Origin of the sequence: Rhizobium sp. G187 (genome assembly GCF_051549525.1) — a bacterium.
Classification (GTDB): domain Bacteria; phylum Pseudomonadota; class Alphaproteobacteria; order Rhizobiales; family Rhizobiaceae; genus Allorhizobium.
In genome coordinates this window covers 43955-59588 of sequence record NZ_JBPUGM010000009.1, presented here as the reverse complement: position 1 = coordinate 59588, position 15634 = coordinate 43955, and the positions used below count along the sequence as shown (strand labels likewise).

The 15634-nt window shown below is 59.1% G+C and carries 17 protein-coding genes; 10 read left to right on the top strand and 7 right to left on the bottom strand.

All coding sequences use genetic code 11. From position 1 onward, the window contains the following. Nucleotides 1–174: 174 nt before the first annotated feature. Nucleotides 175–810, bottom strand: a complete 636-nt coding sequence (locus ACSV9I_RS20480; RefSeq protein ID WP_054159056.1) for an ATP-dependent Clp protease proteolytic subunit — start codon at nt 808–810, stop codon at nt 175–177. A gap of 355 nt (nt 811–1165) precedes the next feature. Between ACSV9I_RS20480 and ACSV9I_RS20475 the strand changes: the two genes are divergently transcribed. Both ACSV9I_RS20475 and ACSV9I_RS20470 read left to right on the top strand, forming a co-directional pair. Then, entirely contained in the window at nt 1166–2410 is a 1245-nt protein-coding gene (locus tag ACSV9I_RS20475; protein WP_438330615.1) for a GGDEF domain-containing protein, read from the top strand. Nucleotides 2411–2488: 78 nt separating this feature from the next. Continuing rightward, nucleotides 2489–3733 (top strand): cytochrome P450, encoded by a 1245-nt coding sequence (locus ACSV9I_RS20470; protein WP_438330613.1) that lies wholly within the window; start codon nt 2489–2491, stop codon nt 3731–3733. On the opposite strand, the gene ACSV9I_RS20465 is transcribed toward ACSV9I_RS20470, so the two are convergent. Next, nucleotides 3681–4706, bottom strand: a complete 1026-nt coding sequence (locus ACSV9I_RS20465) for a helix-turn-helix transcriptional regulator (RefSeq protein ID WP_438330612.1) — start codon at nt 4704–4706, stop codon at nt 3681–3683. The genes ACSV9I_RS20470 and ACSV9I_RS20465 overlap by 53 nt on opposite strands. A gap of 116 nt (nt 4707–4822) precedes the next feature. Between ACSV9I_RS20465 and ACSV9I_RS20460 the strand changes: the two genes are divergently transcribed. Beyond that, nucleotides 4823–5482, top strand: coding sequence for a glutathione S-transferase family protein (locus ACSV9I_RS20460; protein WP_438330611.1), 660 nt, complete (start codon nt 4823–4825; stop codon nt 5480–5482). On the opposite strand, the gene ACSV9I_RS20455 is transcribed toward ACSV9I_RS20460, so the two are convergent. Together ACSV9I_RS20455 and ACSV9I_RS20450 are read right to left on the bottom strand one after the other, a co-directional pair. Then, on the bottom strand, nt 5479–5823 hold the full coding sequence (locus ACSV9I_RS20455) for a cupin domain-containing protein (RefSeq protein ID WP_438330610.1): 345 nt from the start codon (nt 5821–5823) through the stop codon (nt 5479–5481). The genes ACSV9I_RS20460 and ACSV9I_RS20455 overlap by 4 nt on opposite strands. A gap of 59 nt (nt 5824–5882) precedes the next feature. Further along, nucleotides 5883–7169 (bottom strand): O-acetylhomoserine aminocarboxypropyltransferase, encoded by a 1287-nt coding sequence (locus ACSV9I_RS20450; protein WP_438330609.1) that lies wholly within the window; start codon nt 7167–7169, stop codon nt 5883–5885. A 172-nt stretch (nt 7170–7341) separates the two neighbouring features. Between ACSV9I_RS20450 and ACSV9I_RS20445 the strand changes: the two genes are divergently transcribed. Beyond that, nucleotides 7342–7773, top strand: a complete 432-nt coding sequence (locus tag ACSV9I_RS20445) for a DUF6455 family protein (RefSeq protein WP_438330608.1) — start codon at nt 7342–7344, stop codon at nt 7771–7773. Nucleotides 7774–7779: 6 nt separating this feature from the next. Here ACSV9I_RS20445 and ACSV9I_RS20440 read toward each other — a convergent pair whose 3' ends face one another. After that, on the bottom strand, nt 7780–8211 hold the full coding sequence (locus ACSV9I_RS20440; protein WP_438330606.1) for a CoA-binding protein: 432 nt from the start codon (nt 8209–8211) through the stop codon (nt 7780–7782). A 142-nt stretch (nt 8212–8353) separates the two neighbouring features. Between ACSV9I_RS20440 and ACSV9I_RS20435 the strand changes: the two genes are divergently transcribed. Continuing rightward, nucleotides 8354–8689 (top strand): hypothetical protein, encoded by a 336-nt coding sequence (locus ACSV9I_RS20435; protein WP_438330605.1) that lies wholly within the window; start codon nt 8354–8356, stop codon nt 8687–8689. 5 nt (nt 8690–8694) lie between these two features. Here ACSV9I_RS20435 and ACSV9I_RS20430 read toward each other — a convergent pair whose 3' ends face one another. Beyond that, nucleotides 8695–9165: a CoA-binding protein gene (locus ACSV9I_RS20430; protein WP_438330604.1), complete on the bottom strand. Its 471-nt coding sequence runs from the start codon at nt 9163–9165 to the stop codon at nt 8695–8697. 109 nt (nt 9166–9274) lie between these two features. After that, a complete protein-coding gene (locus tag ACSV9I_RS20425) occupies nt 9275–9706 on the bottom strand; it encodes a VOC family protein (RefSeq protein ID WP_438330603.1) in 432 nt (143 codons plus the stop codon). A gap of 498 nt (nt 9707–10204) precedes the next feature. On the opposite strand from ACSV9I_RS20425, the gene rplM reads away from it, so the two are divergent. The 5 genes from rplM to speB all read left to right on the top strand — a co-directional run bounded on the left by rplM (nt 10205) and on the right by speB (nt 15592). Beyond that, nucleotides 10205–10669: a 50S ribosomal protein L13 gene (rplM, locus tag ACSV9I_RS20420; protein ID WP_054159066.1), complete on the top strand. Its 465-nt coding sequence runs from the start codon at nt 10205–10207 to the stop codon at nt 10667–10669. Between the two features lie 2 nt (nt 10670–10671). After that, nucleotides 10672–11136, top strand: a complete 465-nt coding sequence (rpsI, locus tag ACSV9I_RS20415; protein ID WP_438330601.1) for a 30S ribosomal protein S9 — start codon at nt 10672–10674, stop codon at nt 11134–11136. Nucleotides 11137–11310: 174 nt separating this feature from the next. After that, nucleotides 11311–13281, top strand: a complete 1971-nt coding sequence (locus ACSV9I_RS20410) for an acyltransferase family protein (RefSeq protein ID WP_438330599.1) — start codon at nt 11311–11313, stop codon at nt 13279–13281. Between the two features lie 80 nt (nt 13282–13361). Continuing rightward, nucleotides 13362–14552 (top strand): hypothetical protein, encoded by a 1191-nt coding sequence (locus tag ACSV9I_RS20405; RefSeq protein WP_438330597.1) that lies wholly within the window; start codon nt 13362–13364, stop codon nt 14550–14552. An 86-nt stretch (nt 14553–14638) separates the two neighbouring features. Then, entirely contained in the window at nt 14639–15592 is a 954-nt protein-coding gene (gene speB, locus ACSV9I_RS20400) for an agmatinase (RefSeq protein ID WP_438330595.1), read from the top strand. The last annotated feature ends 42 nt before the right edge of the window (nt 15593–15634 follow it).

Genomic DNA, 15634 nt, shown 5'->3' with positions numbered 1-15634 from the left:
CCGATCCGGACTGATCCAGAGCGGCGGCAACGAAAACTCCCAGTCTCGGCAGACTATGTCATAAAGATTCAACATAGCCTTAATCCTAGTAATAGCGCTTTCCCGGCGACTTTAAAGCCCCGACCCGTTCACAAGCAAGGGCGCATTGCCTTTGCCGGCGCGGACCGAACCTCATCAAGCCGACGGAGCCGCACCTTCGATTTCTGCACGCGAGGTCAAGATGCGGTCGATCAGACCCCAATCCTTGGCTTCGCTCGATTCCATGAAGTGATCACGATCCAGCGTGTTTTCGACTTCGTCATAGGTCCGGCCGGTGTGCTTCACGTAGATTTCGTTCAACCGACGCTTCATCTTAATGATGTCACGAGCATGGCGCTCGATGTCGGATGCCTGACCCTGGAAGCCGCCGGAAGGCTGGTGCACCATGATGCGCGCGTTCGGGGTCGCAAAACGCATGCCCTTTTCGCCAGCAGCCAACAGAAGAGAGCCCATGGACGCGGCCTGACCGACGCAAAGCGTCGAGACTGCCGGACGAATGAACTGCATCGTATCGTAGATCGCCATGCCCGCGGTGACGATGCCACCCGGCGAGTTGATGTAAAGGGCGATTTCCTTCTTCGGATTCTCCGCCTCAAGGAAGAGGAGCTGGGCGCAAACGAGCGACGCCATCGTATCCTCGACCGGACCCGTCAGAAAGATGATCCGCTCCTTTAGCAGTCGGGAGAAGATGTCGTAGGAACGCTCGCCACGGTTGGTCTGCTCCACGACCATCGGCACCAGAGCCAGGGCGGTATCAACGGGGTTTTTCATGTCGGTCCTTTATCAGCCTCTCCCCGTCACGCCGGTGGCGGGAATCACGTAACTTGTGTCAATCCCTACATAGAGTGTCTGGACCCCCACATTCAAGACTGGAGCAAGGGATATCCTTAATGCTCCGCTGCCCTCTCCTGGTCGGCTCTACAGGGTTTCAGGGCATGATGCCAATGAACAGACGCGTGCCCGCCCACCTTGCACAAGAAGCTGCTAACATGGTGAAGTTCCGGTAATTTTTCAGTACGCGCCCCAGTGGCAGATCGCCGCGGCAGCACCAGATAGTGTTCAGGTTTACCGTCTCTGCACGATTGTGCGGCGATATCGGGCAAAATTGCAGTTTGGGAATTTCAACGTGATCGACGTGAAAACGGCCTTCATTCTTTGGGTCGCGCAGGCCGGCGCATTGGCCGTGCTGCTCTTGGGCATCTGGCTGCAGGCTCGAAAAGAGAAACATTTTCTTTATTTCGGAATAGGCTTTGCGCTGCATGCGAGCGGCCTCGCACTCGTCGCTCTTCGCGGACAGATCCCCGATGCCCTGTCGATCCATCTCGGGAACCCGGTGTCTTTGCTTGCCTTCGCGGCCTGGACTGCCGCCGTTGGCGCGATCGACAAAAAGCGTGTGCCCTTTTTTGCGTTCACACCACCGCTTGTGTGGATTGCGGCCAACCTTATCCCTGCCATACGCGATGATTTCGCCTTTCGCGTGGCCACCTACAACTTCGCTGCGGGGCTCGGATTCGCGGCCCTTTCCTTCGCCGCGCTGACCGTCCGCTTCAGCACCGTGCGATACCGCGCCCTTCTTGCATCGATCTGGCTCGCCCAATCGGTCTGCGCGTTCCTGTTTGCGGCCGCTGCCGGCTTTTTCGGCGCAGACGATTTCAGTAATCCGCCGGCCACCATCTGGGCGGGCCTCGCTGCCGTGGTCGGCTTTATTGCCAGCCTCGTTATCCTCGCCAAGATGCTGATGGATCGCTCGGAGGAACGCCTCAAGCTTCTGGCGCGAACCGATTCGCTGACCGGTGTCCTCAACCGCCGTGGCTTTTCAGCCGCCTTCGATGCGCTCACATCAACCACGACATCACCACTGATTGCCGTTGTTCTCTTCGATCTCGACCACTTCAAGCATCTCAATGATCGGCATGGCCATGCCGCCGGCGATGCGGCGCTGGTGGAATTCGCTTATCTGTGTGGGGCACTGCTTCCGGAAACCGCCGCATTTGGACGAACAGGCGGCGAGGAGTTCGCTGCAGTGTTGACGATCGGGGAACCCCGCGACGCTGCCCTTTTTGCGGAGACCGTACGGCTTGCGATCGCTGGGCGAAAGATCCGGATCGGCGACCAGGATATTCAGATTACAACCAGTGTCGGCATTGCCGTTGGCCCCAAAGAAGTGTCAGGCCTGGATGGCCTTTTGTCGCGTGCCGACGAGGCGCTCTATGCCGCGAAAAAGCAGGGACGGAACCGGACGTCGTTGAAGGCCGGCGACAGGATTGTGACCGTGCCACCGACCAAGACGCGCACGCTCGATGCCGAGGCCGACAAGCAGGTGGCGATCTTGAGGAGAATTGCCGCGGCAGGTGCGGCATTGGACGACTGACTGAGCGTCCTTCGCTCAGTGCGCGCAGCCGTTGTTCGCCCCCCTTGCACAACCGCGCACTTCGGCTAAACAGACGGCATGATTGACCTTCCTTTTCTTTCCATCGACAGCGCCAGCCGGCACGTGTCGCTCAATGCCCGCGACCCACAATTCTACAGTGATCCCAACCGCACCTATGCGGCGCTTCATGCTCACGCCCCGACCTTCTACTGGGAAGAGCAGAAGCAGTGGTATTTCACCGGCTACGACCACGTGAACGCGCTGTTGCGCGACCGTCGCTTTGGCCGACAGATCCTGCATGTCGCGACCCGCGAGGAGATTGGCCTGCCGGAACCGGCCGCCCATACCCGGCATTTCGACAAGGCCGAGGAGCACTCCCTGCTGGAGATCGAGCCGCCAGAGCACACGCGACTGCGCACACTGGTCAATCGCGCCTTCGTCTCCCGGCATGTGGAGAAGATGACGAGCGAGATCGCCGATCTTGCCAACCGGCTGATCGACGCCTTTGAAGCGGATGGAAAGACAGAGCTTCTGACGAGTTTTGCCGACATCATTCCGGTGACGATGATCGCGCGCATGATTGGCATTCCCGAAGACATGGGTCCCCAGCTTCTCAAATGGAGCCACGACTATGTCGGCATGTACATGTTCAAGCGGACGCGGGCCGATGAAGAGGCTGCGGACCGTTCGGCGAAAGAATTCGCCGATTATGTGAGGTCGGTGATTGCCGAGCGCCGGGCTGAACCGCGCGACGATCTGCTCAGCCACATGATCCATACCGAACACAAGGGCCAGTTCCTCACCGAGGACGAGCTGATTTCGACGACCATCGTGCTGCTGAATGCCGGGCACGAGGCAACTGTTCACCAGATCGGCAATTCAGTGCGCGTGATCCTCGAAAGCGGGCTAGACCCGGCGCAGATGTTTGCCGATGAAAAGGCGACCGAGCGCACTGTTGAGGAAACACTTCGTATCTGTGCGCCGGTGCATATTTTCGAGCGCTGGTGCATCGAACCGACAGAGATCGACGGCGTTTCACTCAAGCGCGGTGACAAGGTCGGCCTGATCCTTGCTGCCGCCAATCTTGATCCGGTGAAGTTTCCCGAACCGTTGACGTTCAGGCCGGAACGGAACGAAGGCGCCAACCTCTCCTTTGGGGCCGGCATCCACTTTTGCATCGGGGCACCGCTGGCGCGGCTGGAACTCAACATCGTCCTGCCTCTGCTGTTCAAGCGGTTGCCAGGTTTGAAGCTCGCAGAGACGCCCAAGGTCAAGGACGTCTATCATTTCCATGGGTTGGAGCGTCTTGATCTGACCTGGTGACGTCGACGGCGTCAGCGTAGCGTTGCATCAGCATTTCGACGGCCCGCCGCATGGCCAGGCGCAATTCCGGCGGGTCGACCACATCGACTTCCGTTCCGAGCTTCAGCATTTCGGATACGGCCATGCGCTCATGCGCCACGGGCAGCCGGATCGTGCGCCAACCGTGCTCGTCTGGTTGGCCGATAAATTCGAGATGGGCGCGGACATAGGGCGCCGCCATGTGCTCGATCTCCTTCAACCGCCAGGGCGAGAGACGAATCACTGCCCAATTCGGATAGAGTTCACGTTCAAGCCGGCGCGTGTTTTCGTTCCAGTATTCTGCGAGATTGAAATCCGTCGGCCAGTCGAAACGCTCTTCTGTGACGATGAGGTCGAGAACACGGGAAATGCGATAGGTGCGCGCTGTGTCATTAACACGCGCCACGAGATACCAGGCACCTCCCTTCATCACGATGCCGAGCGGTTCGGCGATCCTGTTCTTCTCGGCTGTCCAGGAGCGGTAGCGCATACGGATGCGCTTGGAGTTCCACACCGCGTCGGCGATGGCCTGCAGGTAGATGGGCTGCTCCCCCTCCGCGAGCCAGGTGGGCGCATCAAGATGAAATTTCTGCTGCATGCGGCGCGCGCTCTGGCGGAGATCCTCCGGCAAGGCGGCGGTGAGCTTCTTCTGGGCGCCAGCCATCAGGGTTTCCAGGCCGAGATCGGCTGCTGCCCCCGGAATACCGGACAGGAACATGGCTTCGGCCTCGGCGGGGGTCAGACCGTTCAAGCGCACGCGGTAACCGTCCAGCAATCGGTAGCCGCCGTCCGAGCCGCGCTCGCTGTAGACCGGGATGCCCGAGAGCGACAGCGCATCGATGTCGCGATAGATGGTGCGCACCGAAACATCGTTTTCATCGGCCAAGGCCTCGGCCGTCACAAGGCCTTTCGCCTGCAGGGTCGTCAAAATGTTGATCAGCCGGCTCGCCCGCATCCAAAAATCTCCCTTCCGGGCATTATGCTAATCCAACCTGACACAATCTGACAGGTATGACGGTGCAATTTCTCCGCATCGCCTCGGAGCGAGATGCTTTCCAAAGGGAGATTTCCATGACCAAGACCCGTCCGATTACCCTCTTCTATTCCCCCCAGACGCGAGCCACTGGGGCACGAATCCTGCTTGAGGAACTGAAGGTGCCCTATGAATTGCATGTGCTGAACATGAAGGCGGGCGAACAGCGGCAACCGGCTTATCTCGCGATTAATCCACTCGGCAAGGTCCCAGCTGTTCGCGTGGGCGACACGCTGGTCACGGAGCAAGGCGCTATCTATCTGTACCTCGCGGATCTTTTTCCAGAGGCGGGCCTTGCGCCTGACCTTACGGATCCGGATCGCGGCGCTTATCTCCGTTGGCTCTTCATCTACGGCAGTTGCTTTGAACCGGCGGTCATCGATCGCTTCATGAAGCGCGAACCGGGATCGATGAACGAGACGCCCTATGCCAGCTACGCGTCTCTGATCGATATGCTGGAGACCGCCCTGACGAAGGGGCCTTACCTGCTGGGAGAGCGCTTCACGGCAGCCGATCTGCTCTGGGGGATCGCGTTGCGTTGGACAACCATGTTCGGCCTGGTCGAGGCACGCCCTGCGTTCCAAGCCTATATGGAGCGCATCAGCAGCCGCGAGGCCGTCCAGAGGGTATCGGCGGAAGACGCGGCCCTGGCCGCAGAACATCAAGCGGCAGCAGACCGGATTGTGAGCGCGAGCTAGAGCCGGATCACATAATCCTTGCGAGTCGTTTCAATGACTTCCCAGGTTCCCTTGAAGCCTGGTCTGAGGATCAGACGGTCACCGGCGACAAGCTCGATCGGCTCGCCCCCGTCTTCGGTGACTATCGAACGGCCTTCGAGAATGTGGAAGTATTCCCATTCATCATAGAGGATCCGCCACTTGCCCGGCGTGGACTGCCAGACCCCTGCATAGACGCCGCCATCGGCTTCTTCGAGATTCCAGGTGGTGAAACGCGGGTCGCCTGAAATCAGCCTTTCGGGTGCTGGCGCGCCCTCCTCCGGCGTGACGGTGGCAGGATCGAAGGCCAGGGAAAGGCTCATGAGCTGTCTCCAGAAGATAACACGGCGGCACCACATGTGCCGCCGTTATGAAAGATGGTTCAGGCCTTGGCGAGGGCCTGTTCCAGATCGGCGATGATATCGTCGGCATCCTCGATGCCGACTGACAGCCGCACCACATCAGGACCGGCACCGGCCGCAATCTGCTGTGCTTCACTGAGCTGAGCATGGGTGGTCGAGGCCGGGTGAATGATGAGTGAGCGCGTATCGCCAATATTGGCAAGATGTGAGAAGAGCTGCAAACCGCCGACCAATGCCTTGCCGGCTTCCAGGCCACCCTTGATGCCGAAAGTGAAGACGGCCCCTGCCCCCTTCGGCGAATACCGCTTCTGAAGGGCATTGTTCGGATCGTCGGCAAGTCCCGCATAGTTGACCCAGGCCACCTTCGGATGGCTTTTCAGCCAGGTGGCCACCTTCAACGCATTGTCGCAATGGCGCTGCATGCGCAGCGGCAGTGTCTCGATGCCCGTCAGGAGCAGAAAGGCGTTCATCGGTGCGATCGCGGGTCCGAGATCGCGCAGGCCGAGGACACGGCAGGCGATGGCAAAGGCGAAATTGCCGAAGGTCTGATGCAGCACCACACCATTATATTCGGGGCGCGGCTCCGACAGCATCGGGTATTGGCCGGCCTTTGCCGACCAGTCGAACGTGCCGCCATCGACGATCACGCCCCCCATCGAATTTCCATGACCGCCGAGAAATTTGGTGACCGAGTGGACGATGATGTCGGCGCCATGCTCCAGCGGACGTACGAGATAGGGGCTCGCCATGGTGTTGTCGACGATCAGCGGCAGACCGTGCCGATGAGCAACCTCTGCAATGGCCGCAATGTCGACGAAGGTACCGCCCGGATTGGCCAGGCTCTCGATGAAGACGGCCTTCGTCTTCTCGTCGATCTGAGCGGCAAAGCTTTCCGGATCAGCGGGATCCGCCCAGCGCACCTGCCAGCCAAAATTCTTGAACGCATGGCCGAACTGGTTGATCGAGCCGCCATAGAGCTTGCGGGCGGCGACAAAATTGTCCCCGGGCTGCATCAGTGTGTGAAAGATGAGGAGCTGGGCTGCATGCCCGGAGGCGACGGCAAGGGCTGCCGTGCCGCCTTCGAGCGCCGCAATTCTTTCCTCGAGAACGCCCTGGGTGGGGTTCATGATGCGGGTGTAGATATTGCCGAACTCCTTCAGCGCAAAAAGGTTCGCAGCGTGGTCCGAGTCGTTGAAGACATAGGCCGTCGTCTGGTAAATCGGCGTAATCCGCGCGCCAGTGGTCGGGTCAGGTTGGGCACCGGCATGGATGGCGAGTGTGGCAAAGCCCGGATTCTTGTCGGACATGATTTCGATCCTCCCTCATGGTTGTCGGAGCGGATCATAACGCGCTTACGTCGTCTGTCAGCCCTGGCTTGTTCCAATCTTCTTGGACAACGGAGCAAATCGATCCTTGATCGATATCAATGACCGCAGCCCGGGCTTTGGCATGATGGGAAAGCAACCACGGAGCGCTGCCATGTCCATTTCCCTTACAGATCCGATCCGCCAAGGCTTTCACCATCTGCTCACCTGGTGCGGGACAGGGTTCGAGGCGACGGCTGAAGCCGACCTTCTGGCCAATCTCGATGAGACCCAGCTTGCTGCACTCGCAGAGGATTGCGGGCTGACGCCCCATGAAATGCTGGCGTTGGCAAAGGCGGGCCCGCACGCCGCAGACGAGATGCCGAGATTGATGCGCGCGCTCAATATTGACCCTGCCGAGGTTGAGTTCCGCATGCGAAAGCTGTTTCGAAGCATGCAGGTCACCTGCGCGAATTGCAGCGCAAAGCAATCCTGTCGCCACGATCTGGACAATGGCCATGCGGAAACAGTGTTCGCCAGCTATTGCGGCAATGCCGATCTGATGAACAGCCTGCGCGTCGATCCGGAACTTCTTGTCGAGCGTTGAGCAGGTTCAAAGCCCGAGGCGGGGGATCTCAATGGCCGGGCAGCGGTCCATCACCACGGTCATGCCCGCCGCCTCCGCTCGACTCGCCGCTTCGTCATCCCTGACGGACAACTGACCCCAAATCACCTTCGGCGGGATGGCGAGAGATTTCGCCTCCTCAACCACGGCGCCGAGATACTCAGGCGCGCGAAACACATCGATCATGTCCACTGCTTCCGGCAGATCGGCAAGCGTGGCGTACACAGTTTGCCCGAGGATTTCCTTGCCCGCCTGCCCCGGATTGACCGGAAAAACCCTGTAACCATGCGCCAACAGGAAGCGCATCACGCCGAAACTTGGGCGGTCCGGCTTGGGTGACGCACCGACAAGCGCGATGCTCTGGACCTTGCCAAGGACTGCTCTCAGATAGTCGTCCGGATAATTGTCATGGCGGGTCATTCGGCAATCCTCACTTTCGGCTTGTTCTCAATCCCTAAATGGAATGGCTGCCAGTCGACAACAAGAGCGACCCGCCCTATTTCCCATGGCACTGAGAGCAGCTTTGTCCAGCAAAGCTATTTCCAAACGAGGAGGATGGCCGATGCGCCTTCAAGCAATCACTGCCCTTGCCCTTGCATGCGGGCTTGGATCACCGGCCTTGGCGATATCGCGCTATAATTCGACCCAGATGAGTTGCGACGCCGTTCGCGAACGCGTCATCAATGAGGGCGCTGCAATCTTACGCTACCCATCGACCCGGGTCGCCGGCATGACCCTGTATGATCGCTATGTCACGCGGAATGCCGCCTGCGAACAGCATGAATATGCCGCACGCTCTTATGTGCCGACGAAGGACAATCCGCGCTGCCCCGTCTTGAACTGCCAGGAGTACGAGCCGCGTCCCGGTCGGTTCGGCAAGCCCAATCTGCGGTTCTGACGACCTCAGGCTGCGTGAGCCGGACCATCACGATGGGGCCGGTGTGTCGCCTCATAGACCAGCGGATATTCGGAAACGAGTGCACGATTCATCACGACCGAAATCCCAGCCGCCTCGGCCCGAGCCGCCGCCTTGTCGTCACGGACGCCAAGCTGCGTCCAGATTGCGGCTGGTCTCGGCGTCATAGCCAGCACCTCATCAACGACCGAATCGAGATACTCGGACCGACGGAACACATCGACCAGGTCAATCGGTTCCGGAATATCGGCCAGAGAGGCGTAAACCGTTCGCCCGAGAATCGTCTCCCCTGCGTGCAGCGGATTGACCGGAAAGACATGATAGCCTTTTCCGAGCAGGAAACCGGCGATCCACTGGCTGGGCCGCCGGTCATTGGTTGAAGCCCCGACGATTGCCACATTGTGGGCTTTCGACAGGATCTCGGCGAGGTAGGCATTGGCATAGTGATCATGCATCATGGACGTCTCTCCCGGCCCTTATGGGCGCATCGACCATCTTGTGTCACGATGAGCAGAATAATGGGCCGCCCTTAACGAAGCGCATGAGAAATCGCTAAAGTTCAGTCCATCACTGGGGCAGAACAATATGTCCCTGCTCATCCTGCGGGAAAAATGGATTGTAGGCGATTTCCCAAAGATGCCCGTCCGGATCGGCCACATAACCGGAATAACCGCCCCAGAAGACTTTTTCCGGAGCCTTGACCAGCGTTGCGCCGCAGGACACGGCAAACTTTACGACGGCGTCTACGCCTATCTCACTTGGCACATTATAGGCCAGCGTGACGCCGGAAAACCCCGCCGGCTTGTTCTCGACGCCCACATCTTCGGCGAGGGCAGCCCGGCCATACAAGGCCAGAACTGTCCCCTTGAGCTGAATGAAGGTCACACCCGCGGTGGATGCCGGCGATCTCGACCATCCAAGGCGTCGATAAAATTCGGTGCTGGCTTCCAGGTCCGACACCCCCAGAGTGACCAGAGAAATGCGACGCTCCAATGACATAAAAGACCTCCGTAAACTGAAGTCTGCCGTTACGTTCGGTTTATGTTTTCATTATGTTCATACGAATATTAGCAACCTCGAATGGCAACTTCCCTCCATTTCTCAATCCTCGGCTTGTTGAAGGAACGCTATCTGTCCAATCGAGTGATTTGCTTATGAGCACTTGTTGCCCATTGTCTCTGTCGACCCGGTGACGCTCTTAAGGTCGCCGTCCGCCATCCGACTGCACGGCCAAAGCCGCAACTGACGGCACTTTTTGCGGCGAACAATGCGGTAAAATAATACCTCAACAACAAACAATTGATATCATTGCATATTTCTCCACCCCGCCCAGACAGACGCATCTTGACGTGGTTACACTGTCCGCGTAGATGCAGATCCGGAATGAAAGCCTCACGGCCTACGTTCCCTTTTGCGTCGAGAACGGCGCGAAACAAGCAACAAGAAACGCCTGCGGCCCTCTCGGGGACTGGCAGGATCACACGGAAAGAGACCTCAATGTCTACCTTCGTTCAGAAGCCTGCAGAGGTGGAGAAGAAGTGGATCGTCATCGATGCCGAAGGGCTCGTTGTCGGCCGCCTTGCCACCATTATCGCCACGTATCTTCGCGGCAAGCACAAGGCCACCTACACCCCCCATGTTGACGACGGCGACAATGTCATCGTCATCAACGCCGAAAAGGTCGTCTTCACCGGCAAGAAGTATGCCGACAAGAAGTACTACTGGCACACCGGTTATCCGGGCGGCATCAAGGAGCGTACGGCTCGCCAGATCATCGAAGGCCGCTTCCCGGAGCGCGTCGTTGAAAAGGCTGTCGAACGCATGATCCCGCGCGGCCCGCTCGGCCGTCGCCAGATGAAGAACCTGCGCGTTTACGCCGGCGTGAACCACCCGCATGAAGCCCAGCAGCCCGTCGCTCTCGACGTTGCAAAGCTGAACAGCAAGAACACAAGGAGCGCCTAATCATGGCCGATCTTTCTTCCCTGAAGGACCTTGCCCCGGCACAGGACGCAGCTCCGGCTCACGTCCGCAAGGTCGACTCGCTGGGTCGCTCCTACGCCACCGGCAAGCGCAAGAATGCCGTTGCCCGCGTATGGGTCAAGCCGGGCTCCGGCAAGATCACCATCAACGGCCGCGAATTCCGCACCTACTTCGCCCGTCCGGTCCTGCAGATGATCCTGCAGCAGCCGATCATCGCAGCTGCCCGTGATGGCCAGTTCGACATCGTCGCGACTGTCGCCGGTGGCGGCCTGTCCGGCCAGGCCGGTGCTGTTCGTCACGGTCTCTCGAAGGCCCTCACCTACTTCGAGCCGGGCCTGCGTCCGGTCCTGAAGAAGGGTGGCTTCCTGACCCGCGACAGCCGCGTTGTCGAGCGTAAGAAGTACGGCAAGGCCAAGGCCCGTCGTTCCTTCCAGTTCTCGAAGCGCTAATCGCTTCTCGAACGGTTCGATGTTCTACAGAAGGCACATGGTTTCATGTGCCTTCTTTTTTGAGACCCACAGGGTTTCGAGGCGCGTGCTGACAGCCGATCAACCGGGGAAAACGCCGGTTCATTTGCCGAGAGCGACCCGCCGTGGATGCTCGCCTTCCGTGGAAACATGTAGATGCAATATAGAAGAGAGCTCGACGGACTGCGCGCCTTGGCCGTTCTGCCGGTTGTCCTCTTCCACGCCCAATTGCCCTTTTTCGATGGCGGGTTCGTTGGCGTCGATATCTTCTTCGTCATCAGTGGATATCTGATCACCAGCATTCTCCTGGAACAACTCGACCAGGGCAGCTTCTCTCTCGGCCAATTCTACGAGCGACGAGCGCGGCGCATTCTGCCGGCGTTTGTGGTGATGATGCTCGTCTGCCTGCCACTGTCGCAGATCCTGATGGATCCACACACCTTCCAGGAGTTTCTCGACAGCTTTCTCCAAAGCGCCATCGGCCTTTCGAACCTCTACTTCATGGACCAGGTCGGCTATTTCGCGCCCGATGCCGATCTCCAACCTCTCTTGCACACCTGGAGCCTGGGCGTTGAGGAGCAATATTATTTCGCCTTCCCCTTGTTGCTCGCTGGGCTGACTGCGCTCAAGCCGAGCTTGAGGACACAGGGCATTATCGGCTTGACAGTCGCCGGCTTTGTCTTTGCAGAGGTTGCGCGGCATATTGATCCTGAGCGCAGCTTCTTCTTCACCTTGTCGCGCACTTGGGAGCTGGGGTTGGGCTCAGTCTGTGCAGCTCTTGTCCGAAAACGGGAATTCAGGGCCAGCAATCTTTACAGTCTGACGGGCCTCGCCCTCATTGCCTTCAGCCTCATCGTCTATGATCGGACGGTTCCGTTTCCCAGCGTCTACACGCTCCCGCCCTTGATTGGGACGTGCCTGATCATCCTCTTCGCACAGGAAAAGACCCTCGTCGGTCGGCTGCTCTCGGCGCCACCATTTGTCGGGCTCGGGCTCATTTCCTACAGTGTCTACCTCTGGCATCAGCCGATCTTCTCGTTTGCACGCTTGCTCAGCGCCGAACACCCCTCTTCCCTGCAGATGGCCGGACTGTCGGCTCTCACCATTCTGGTCGGATGGATATCATGGCGCTGCATCGAGCAGCCTTTTCGGCAACCGCAGCATACCCTTCTGGCCGGCAGACGGCAGATGCTTGGCGCAAGCGCAGCGGCGATTGTCACGCTTCTCGGCCTCGCAGGACTTGGAATCGCCTTCGAAGACTACAGTCGCGCAACATGGCTTCGCTTGAACCCGGATATCGCTGGCCCTTATCTTTTGTTGGAGCAAGCCCAGCTAGAGCGCAATCTGAGGGCTGGCGCCATGGGAGACCCGAATCCGACCGAATGTAGGTTCAGGGCACCCAACCTCGACGAGGCCGTGGCCAAGAGGCTGGACGATTGCCATCGCAAATATGGACCAGGCATCATGGTGCTTGGGGATAGTCACGCCATCGATTTCTTCGGCGTGGTCATTTCCCGGTTCGCCTCACCCTTCGTCGTCGGCATGACACAAGATGGCTGCCGGCCGCATGATCCTGAATCCGACTGCCAGTTTGATCAGGTGGCGGACTATTTGAGCCAGAGGAATGGGCAACCCATCAAGCGCGTCGTCTATACACAGGCTGGGTTCTACCTGATGCAGACGGCCGATGGCAGCCCAGTGAGGCGCAGCTTCTTTGACAAGCTGACGATCAATACGCCTTTGCCAAGGACGTTGCCCGACGCCGGGCGCATTGATGCAACGGTTGCCTACCTGAACAGGCTCAGCCGCTTCACCCAGGTGAAATGGGTGGGACCACGCACCGAACCCCACATACCATTCAAGCATTTTGCGCGTGTCGGCTGCGACGCCCGTTTTACATTGCGCCCCGGACAGGGCGAGGCGTTTGAAGCCCTCGATGCTTTCATTGGCAGCAGGGTCGCGAAGTTCGGCCAATTTTCCTATGTCTCGCAGAACCAGATGATGCGTTTCGACTGGGCGACGGACTATAGCGACTGCAAAGAATTGTTCTTTGCCGACGGGGACCATTACTCGGCAGCAGGCGAGATCCGGTTTGGCCGCGATCTTCCTCCCAGTTTCCTCAACTGAGCTTGCGAGCGTCGCGCCCAAGCATCTTGTCAAATCGTCGTCGTTGCGGAAGAGATCAGGGGCAAGCACGAGGGGACGGCATGGACAACACCGCGACCACTACAACGCAACAGACCGGCCGCCCCGGGCTCTTAGCACCGCTCGCAGTCGCAGGCTCCACGGTCGTTTTCTTCTTCACGATGCTGGTGCCCTTCTGGAATGACTATCGCACCGGTGGCAACAACTGGAAGCAGGGCGACTGGTTGATCAGCAGCCTGAACGAACCGATACGACGCGGCCCTTTTGGCAGCGCTCTGATTACGGTCTCGGATATGCTCGCGATCAGCCCGCTCACATTGACGTTCGTTTTGCAGCTGCTGCTCCTCGGATTGTTGCTCAGCGTCACGGCTCTGATTTTTCGTGCGCTTGTCAGGCGTGACAGGGTCTATCTCCTTCTTCTCATCTCCCCCGGCTTCTATTTGGTCTTCTGGGCAGCCGATCCCCAGGGTAGCCTGCGAAAGGAATTGCTGGCCTTCTGCGCTATGGGACTGGTCCTTACCTATCCCCTCTACCGCTCGAAGGTGATGGTGTTCCTCGGCTGTCTCCTGTTTGTCATCGCAGCCATTGGGCACGAACTCAATGTTCTGCTATATCCAGCCTTTGTTGCCGTGACGGCGATCATCGGGACAGGAGCCAAATCCAGACGGTTCTTCGTGGTCTGCGGTCTCCTTGTGTCCATCGGCAGTGTTGCTGCACTTGGTTACGCGATCACTTTCTCCCGCGTCGCGGACGTTGCAACAATCTGTGCGCCACTGCTGGAGCGCGGACTTTCTGCAGAAATCTGCAAGGGCGCAATTGGGTTTCTCAATCAGAGTACCGACGCGGCGAAAGCGCTTGCATCTGAAAAGATGTCGACGGGATCTATCGTCGGCTTCTTTGCAGCCGGCTACCTTGCCGCATTGCTGCCGATCGTCTTCTTCATCAGCCGCCTTGCGCGTCCGGGATTGCCCGCGCTGGCGCTCATGCTCACGGCCCTACCCATCCTCCCTCTTTATATCGTCGCGGTCGACTGGGGACGGTGGATCAGCCTTCATATCACGTCCGCAGTCTTCATCCTGACTGCCCTCGGACTGACAGGGCGCCTTGCCATCACAAAACGGATATCTGACGCTGGCATCATAATCTTCACACTCGCCGCAGTCCTGCTGACGCCGAACCATGAGACCGGCCTCGTCATCGGCGGCGTCGTGCGCCGGGTTGTCGCACTGACCTACTGGCTGCTCGGAATATAATCCGCCACCCCCAAAGCCCCACAGAATTGCTCTCTCCACAGAGGCTGGTTAGGGTGGGCCGAAAGACAATAGGAACCGAACAGGACATGGCCAGCAAGACAATCGACAACGCGTTTACAGCGCCTGCATTGCGCGCGGCTGCGACCGACCCGACCTATGCAGGCGCGCTCTCCTTCATGCGCCGCCTCTATTCCAAGGATCTGGCGGATGTGGATGCAGTCGTGCTCGGCATTCCCTTCGATGCGGCCGTGTCAAACCGTCCTGGAGCGCGTTTCGGACCACAGGCGATCCGGCGCGCCTCGGCGATCTTCGACAATGACCCGCAATACCCCTTTTCGCGGGATCTGTTCGAACAGATGTCGGTGATCGACTACGGCGATGTCCTGCTGGACTATGGCAATCACCAGGAGACGCCCACCCGTATCGAAGCGCAGGCGGCGGCGATCATCGCATCCGGCGCCTACCTGCTCGGTCTCGGCGGCGACCACTTCGTCACCTGGCCGCTTTTGAAGGCGCATGCCGCGAAGCATGGTCCCTTGGCGCTTGTCCATTTCGATGCGCATCAGGACACATGGGACGATGACGGCCAGCGGATCGATCATGGCTCCTTCGTCTGCCGCGCTGTCCGCGAAGGTGTCATCGACCCGGAGCATTCGATCCAGATCGGCATTCGCACCCATGCGCCTGAAGATTTTGGCATCCGGATCCTGCATGGGTGGGAGGTCGAGGACATGAATGCGCAGGCCATCGCAGACGCGATCCTCGCCCATGTCGGCAACCGCCCCTGTTATCTCACCTTCGATATCGACTGCCTCGACCCCGCCTATGCGCCGGGTACGGGCACGCCAGTCGCCGGCGGACCGTCTTCTGCGAAGATCCTGTCGGTCCTGCGCAAGCTCGGCCCCCTCGATATCCGCGGATCCGATATCGTCGAAGTGGCACCTGCCTATGACCATGCCGACATCACCGCAATTGCCGGTGCGACCGTCGCCATGTATATGCTCGGGCTGAAAGCGGAGAAGCTCGCGGCAAACCGATGAACGCGATGCGTGAACCGCTTATCAAGATGAATCCAGAAACCG

Bases quoted from the DNA above. Each gene is read 5' to 3' on its own strand.
- ACSV9I_RS20455 (WP_438330610.1), bottom strand. From the start codon at position 5,823: ATGAGCCTTTCCCTGGCCTTCGATCCTGCCACCGTCACGCCGGAGGAG.
- ACSV9I_RS20410 (WP_438330599.1), top strand. From the start codon at position 11,311: ATGCAATATAGAAGAGAGCTCGACGGACTGCGCGCCTTGGCCGTTCTG.
- ACSV9I_RS20470 (WP_438330613.1), top strand. From the start codon at position 2,489: ATGATTGACCTTCCTTTTCTTTCCATCGACAGCGCCAGCCGGCACGTG.
- rplM (WP_054159066.1), top strand. From the start codon at position 10,205: ATGTCTACCTTCGTTCAGAAGCCTGCAGAGGTGGAGAAGAAGTGGATC.
- ACSV9I_RS20460 (WP_438330611.1), top strand. From the start codon at position 4,823: ATGACCAAGACCCGTCCGATTACCCTCTTCTATTCCCCCCAGACGCGA.
- ACSV9I_RS20445 (WP_438330608.1), top strand. From the start codon at position 7,342: ATGTCCATTTCCCTTACAGATCCGATCCGCCAAGGCTTTCACCATCTG.
- ACSV9I_RS20465 (WP_438330612.1), bottom strand. From the start codon at position 4,706: ATGCGGGCGAGCCGGCTGATCAACATTTTGACGACCCTGCAGGCGAAA.
- ACSV9I_RS20435 (WP_438330605.1), top strand. From the start codon at position 8,354: ATGCGCCTTCAAGCAATCACTGCCCTTGCCCTTGCATGCGGGCTTGGA.
- speB (WP_438330595.1), top strand. From the start codon at position 14,639: ATGGCCAGCAAGACAATCGACAACGCGTTTACAGCGCCTGCATTGCGC.
- rpsI (WP_438330601.1), top strand. From the start codon at position 10,672: ATGGCCGATCTTTCTTCCCTGAAGGACCTTGCCCCGGCACAGGACGCA.
- ACSV9I_RS20480 (WP_054159056.1), bottom strand. From the start codon at position 810: ATGAAAAACCCCGTTGATACCGCCCTGGCTCTGGTGCCGATGGTCGTG.
- ACSV9I_RS20425 (WP_438330603.1), bottom strand. From the start codon at position 9,706: ATGTCATTGGAGCGTCGCATTTCTCTGGTCACTCTGGGGGTGTCGGAC.
- ACSV9I_RS20440 (WP_438330606.1), bottom strand. From the start codon at position 8,211: ATGACCCGCCATGACAATTATCCGGACGACTATCTGAGAGCAGTCCTT.
- ACSV9I_RS20450 (WP_438330609.1), bottom strand. From the start codon at position 7,169: ATGTCCGACAAGAATCCGGGCTTTGCCACACTCGCCATCCATGCCGGT.
- ACSV9I_RS20430 (WP_438330604.1), bottom strand. From the start codon at position 9,165: ATGATGCATGATCACTATGCCAATGCCTACCTCGCCGAGATCCTGTCG.
- ACSV9I_RS20405 (WP_438330597.1), top strand. From the start codon at position 13,362: ATGGACAACACCGCGACCACTACAACGCAACAGACCGGCCGCCCCGGG.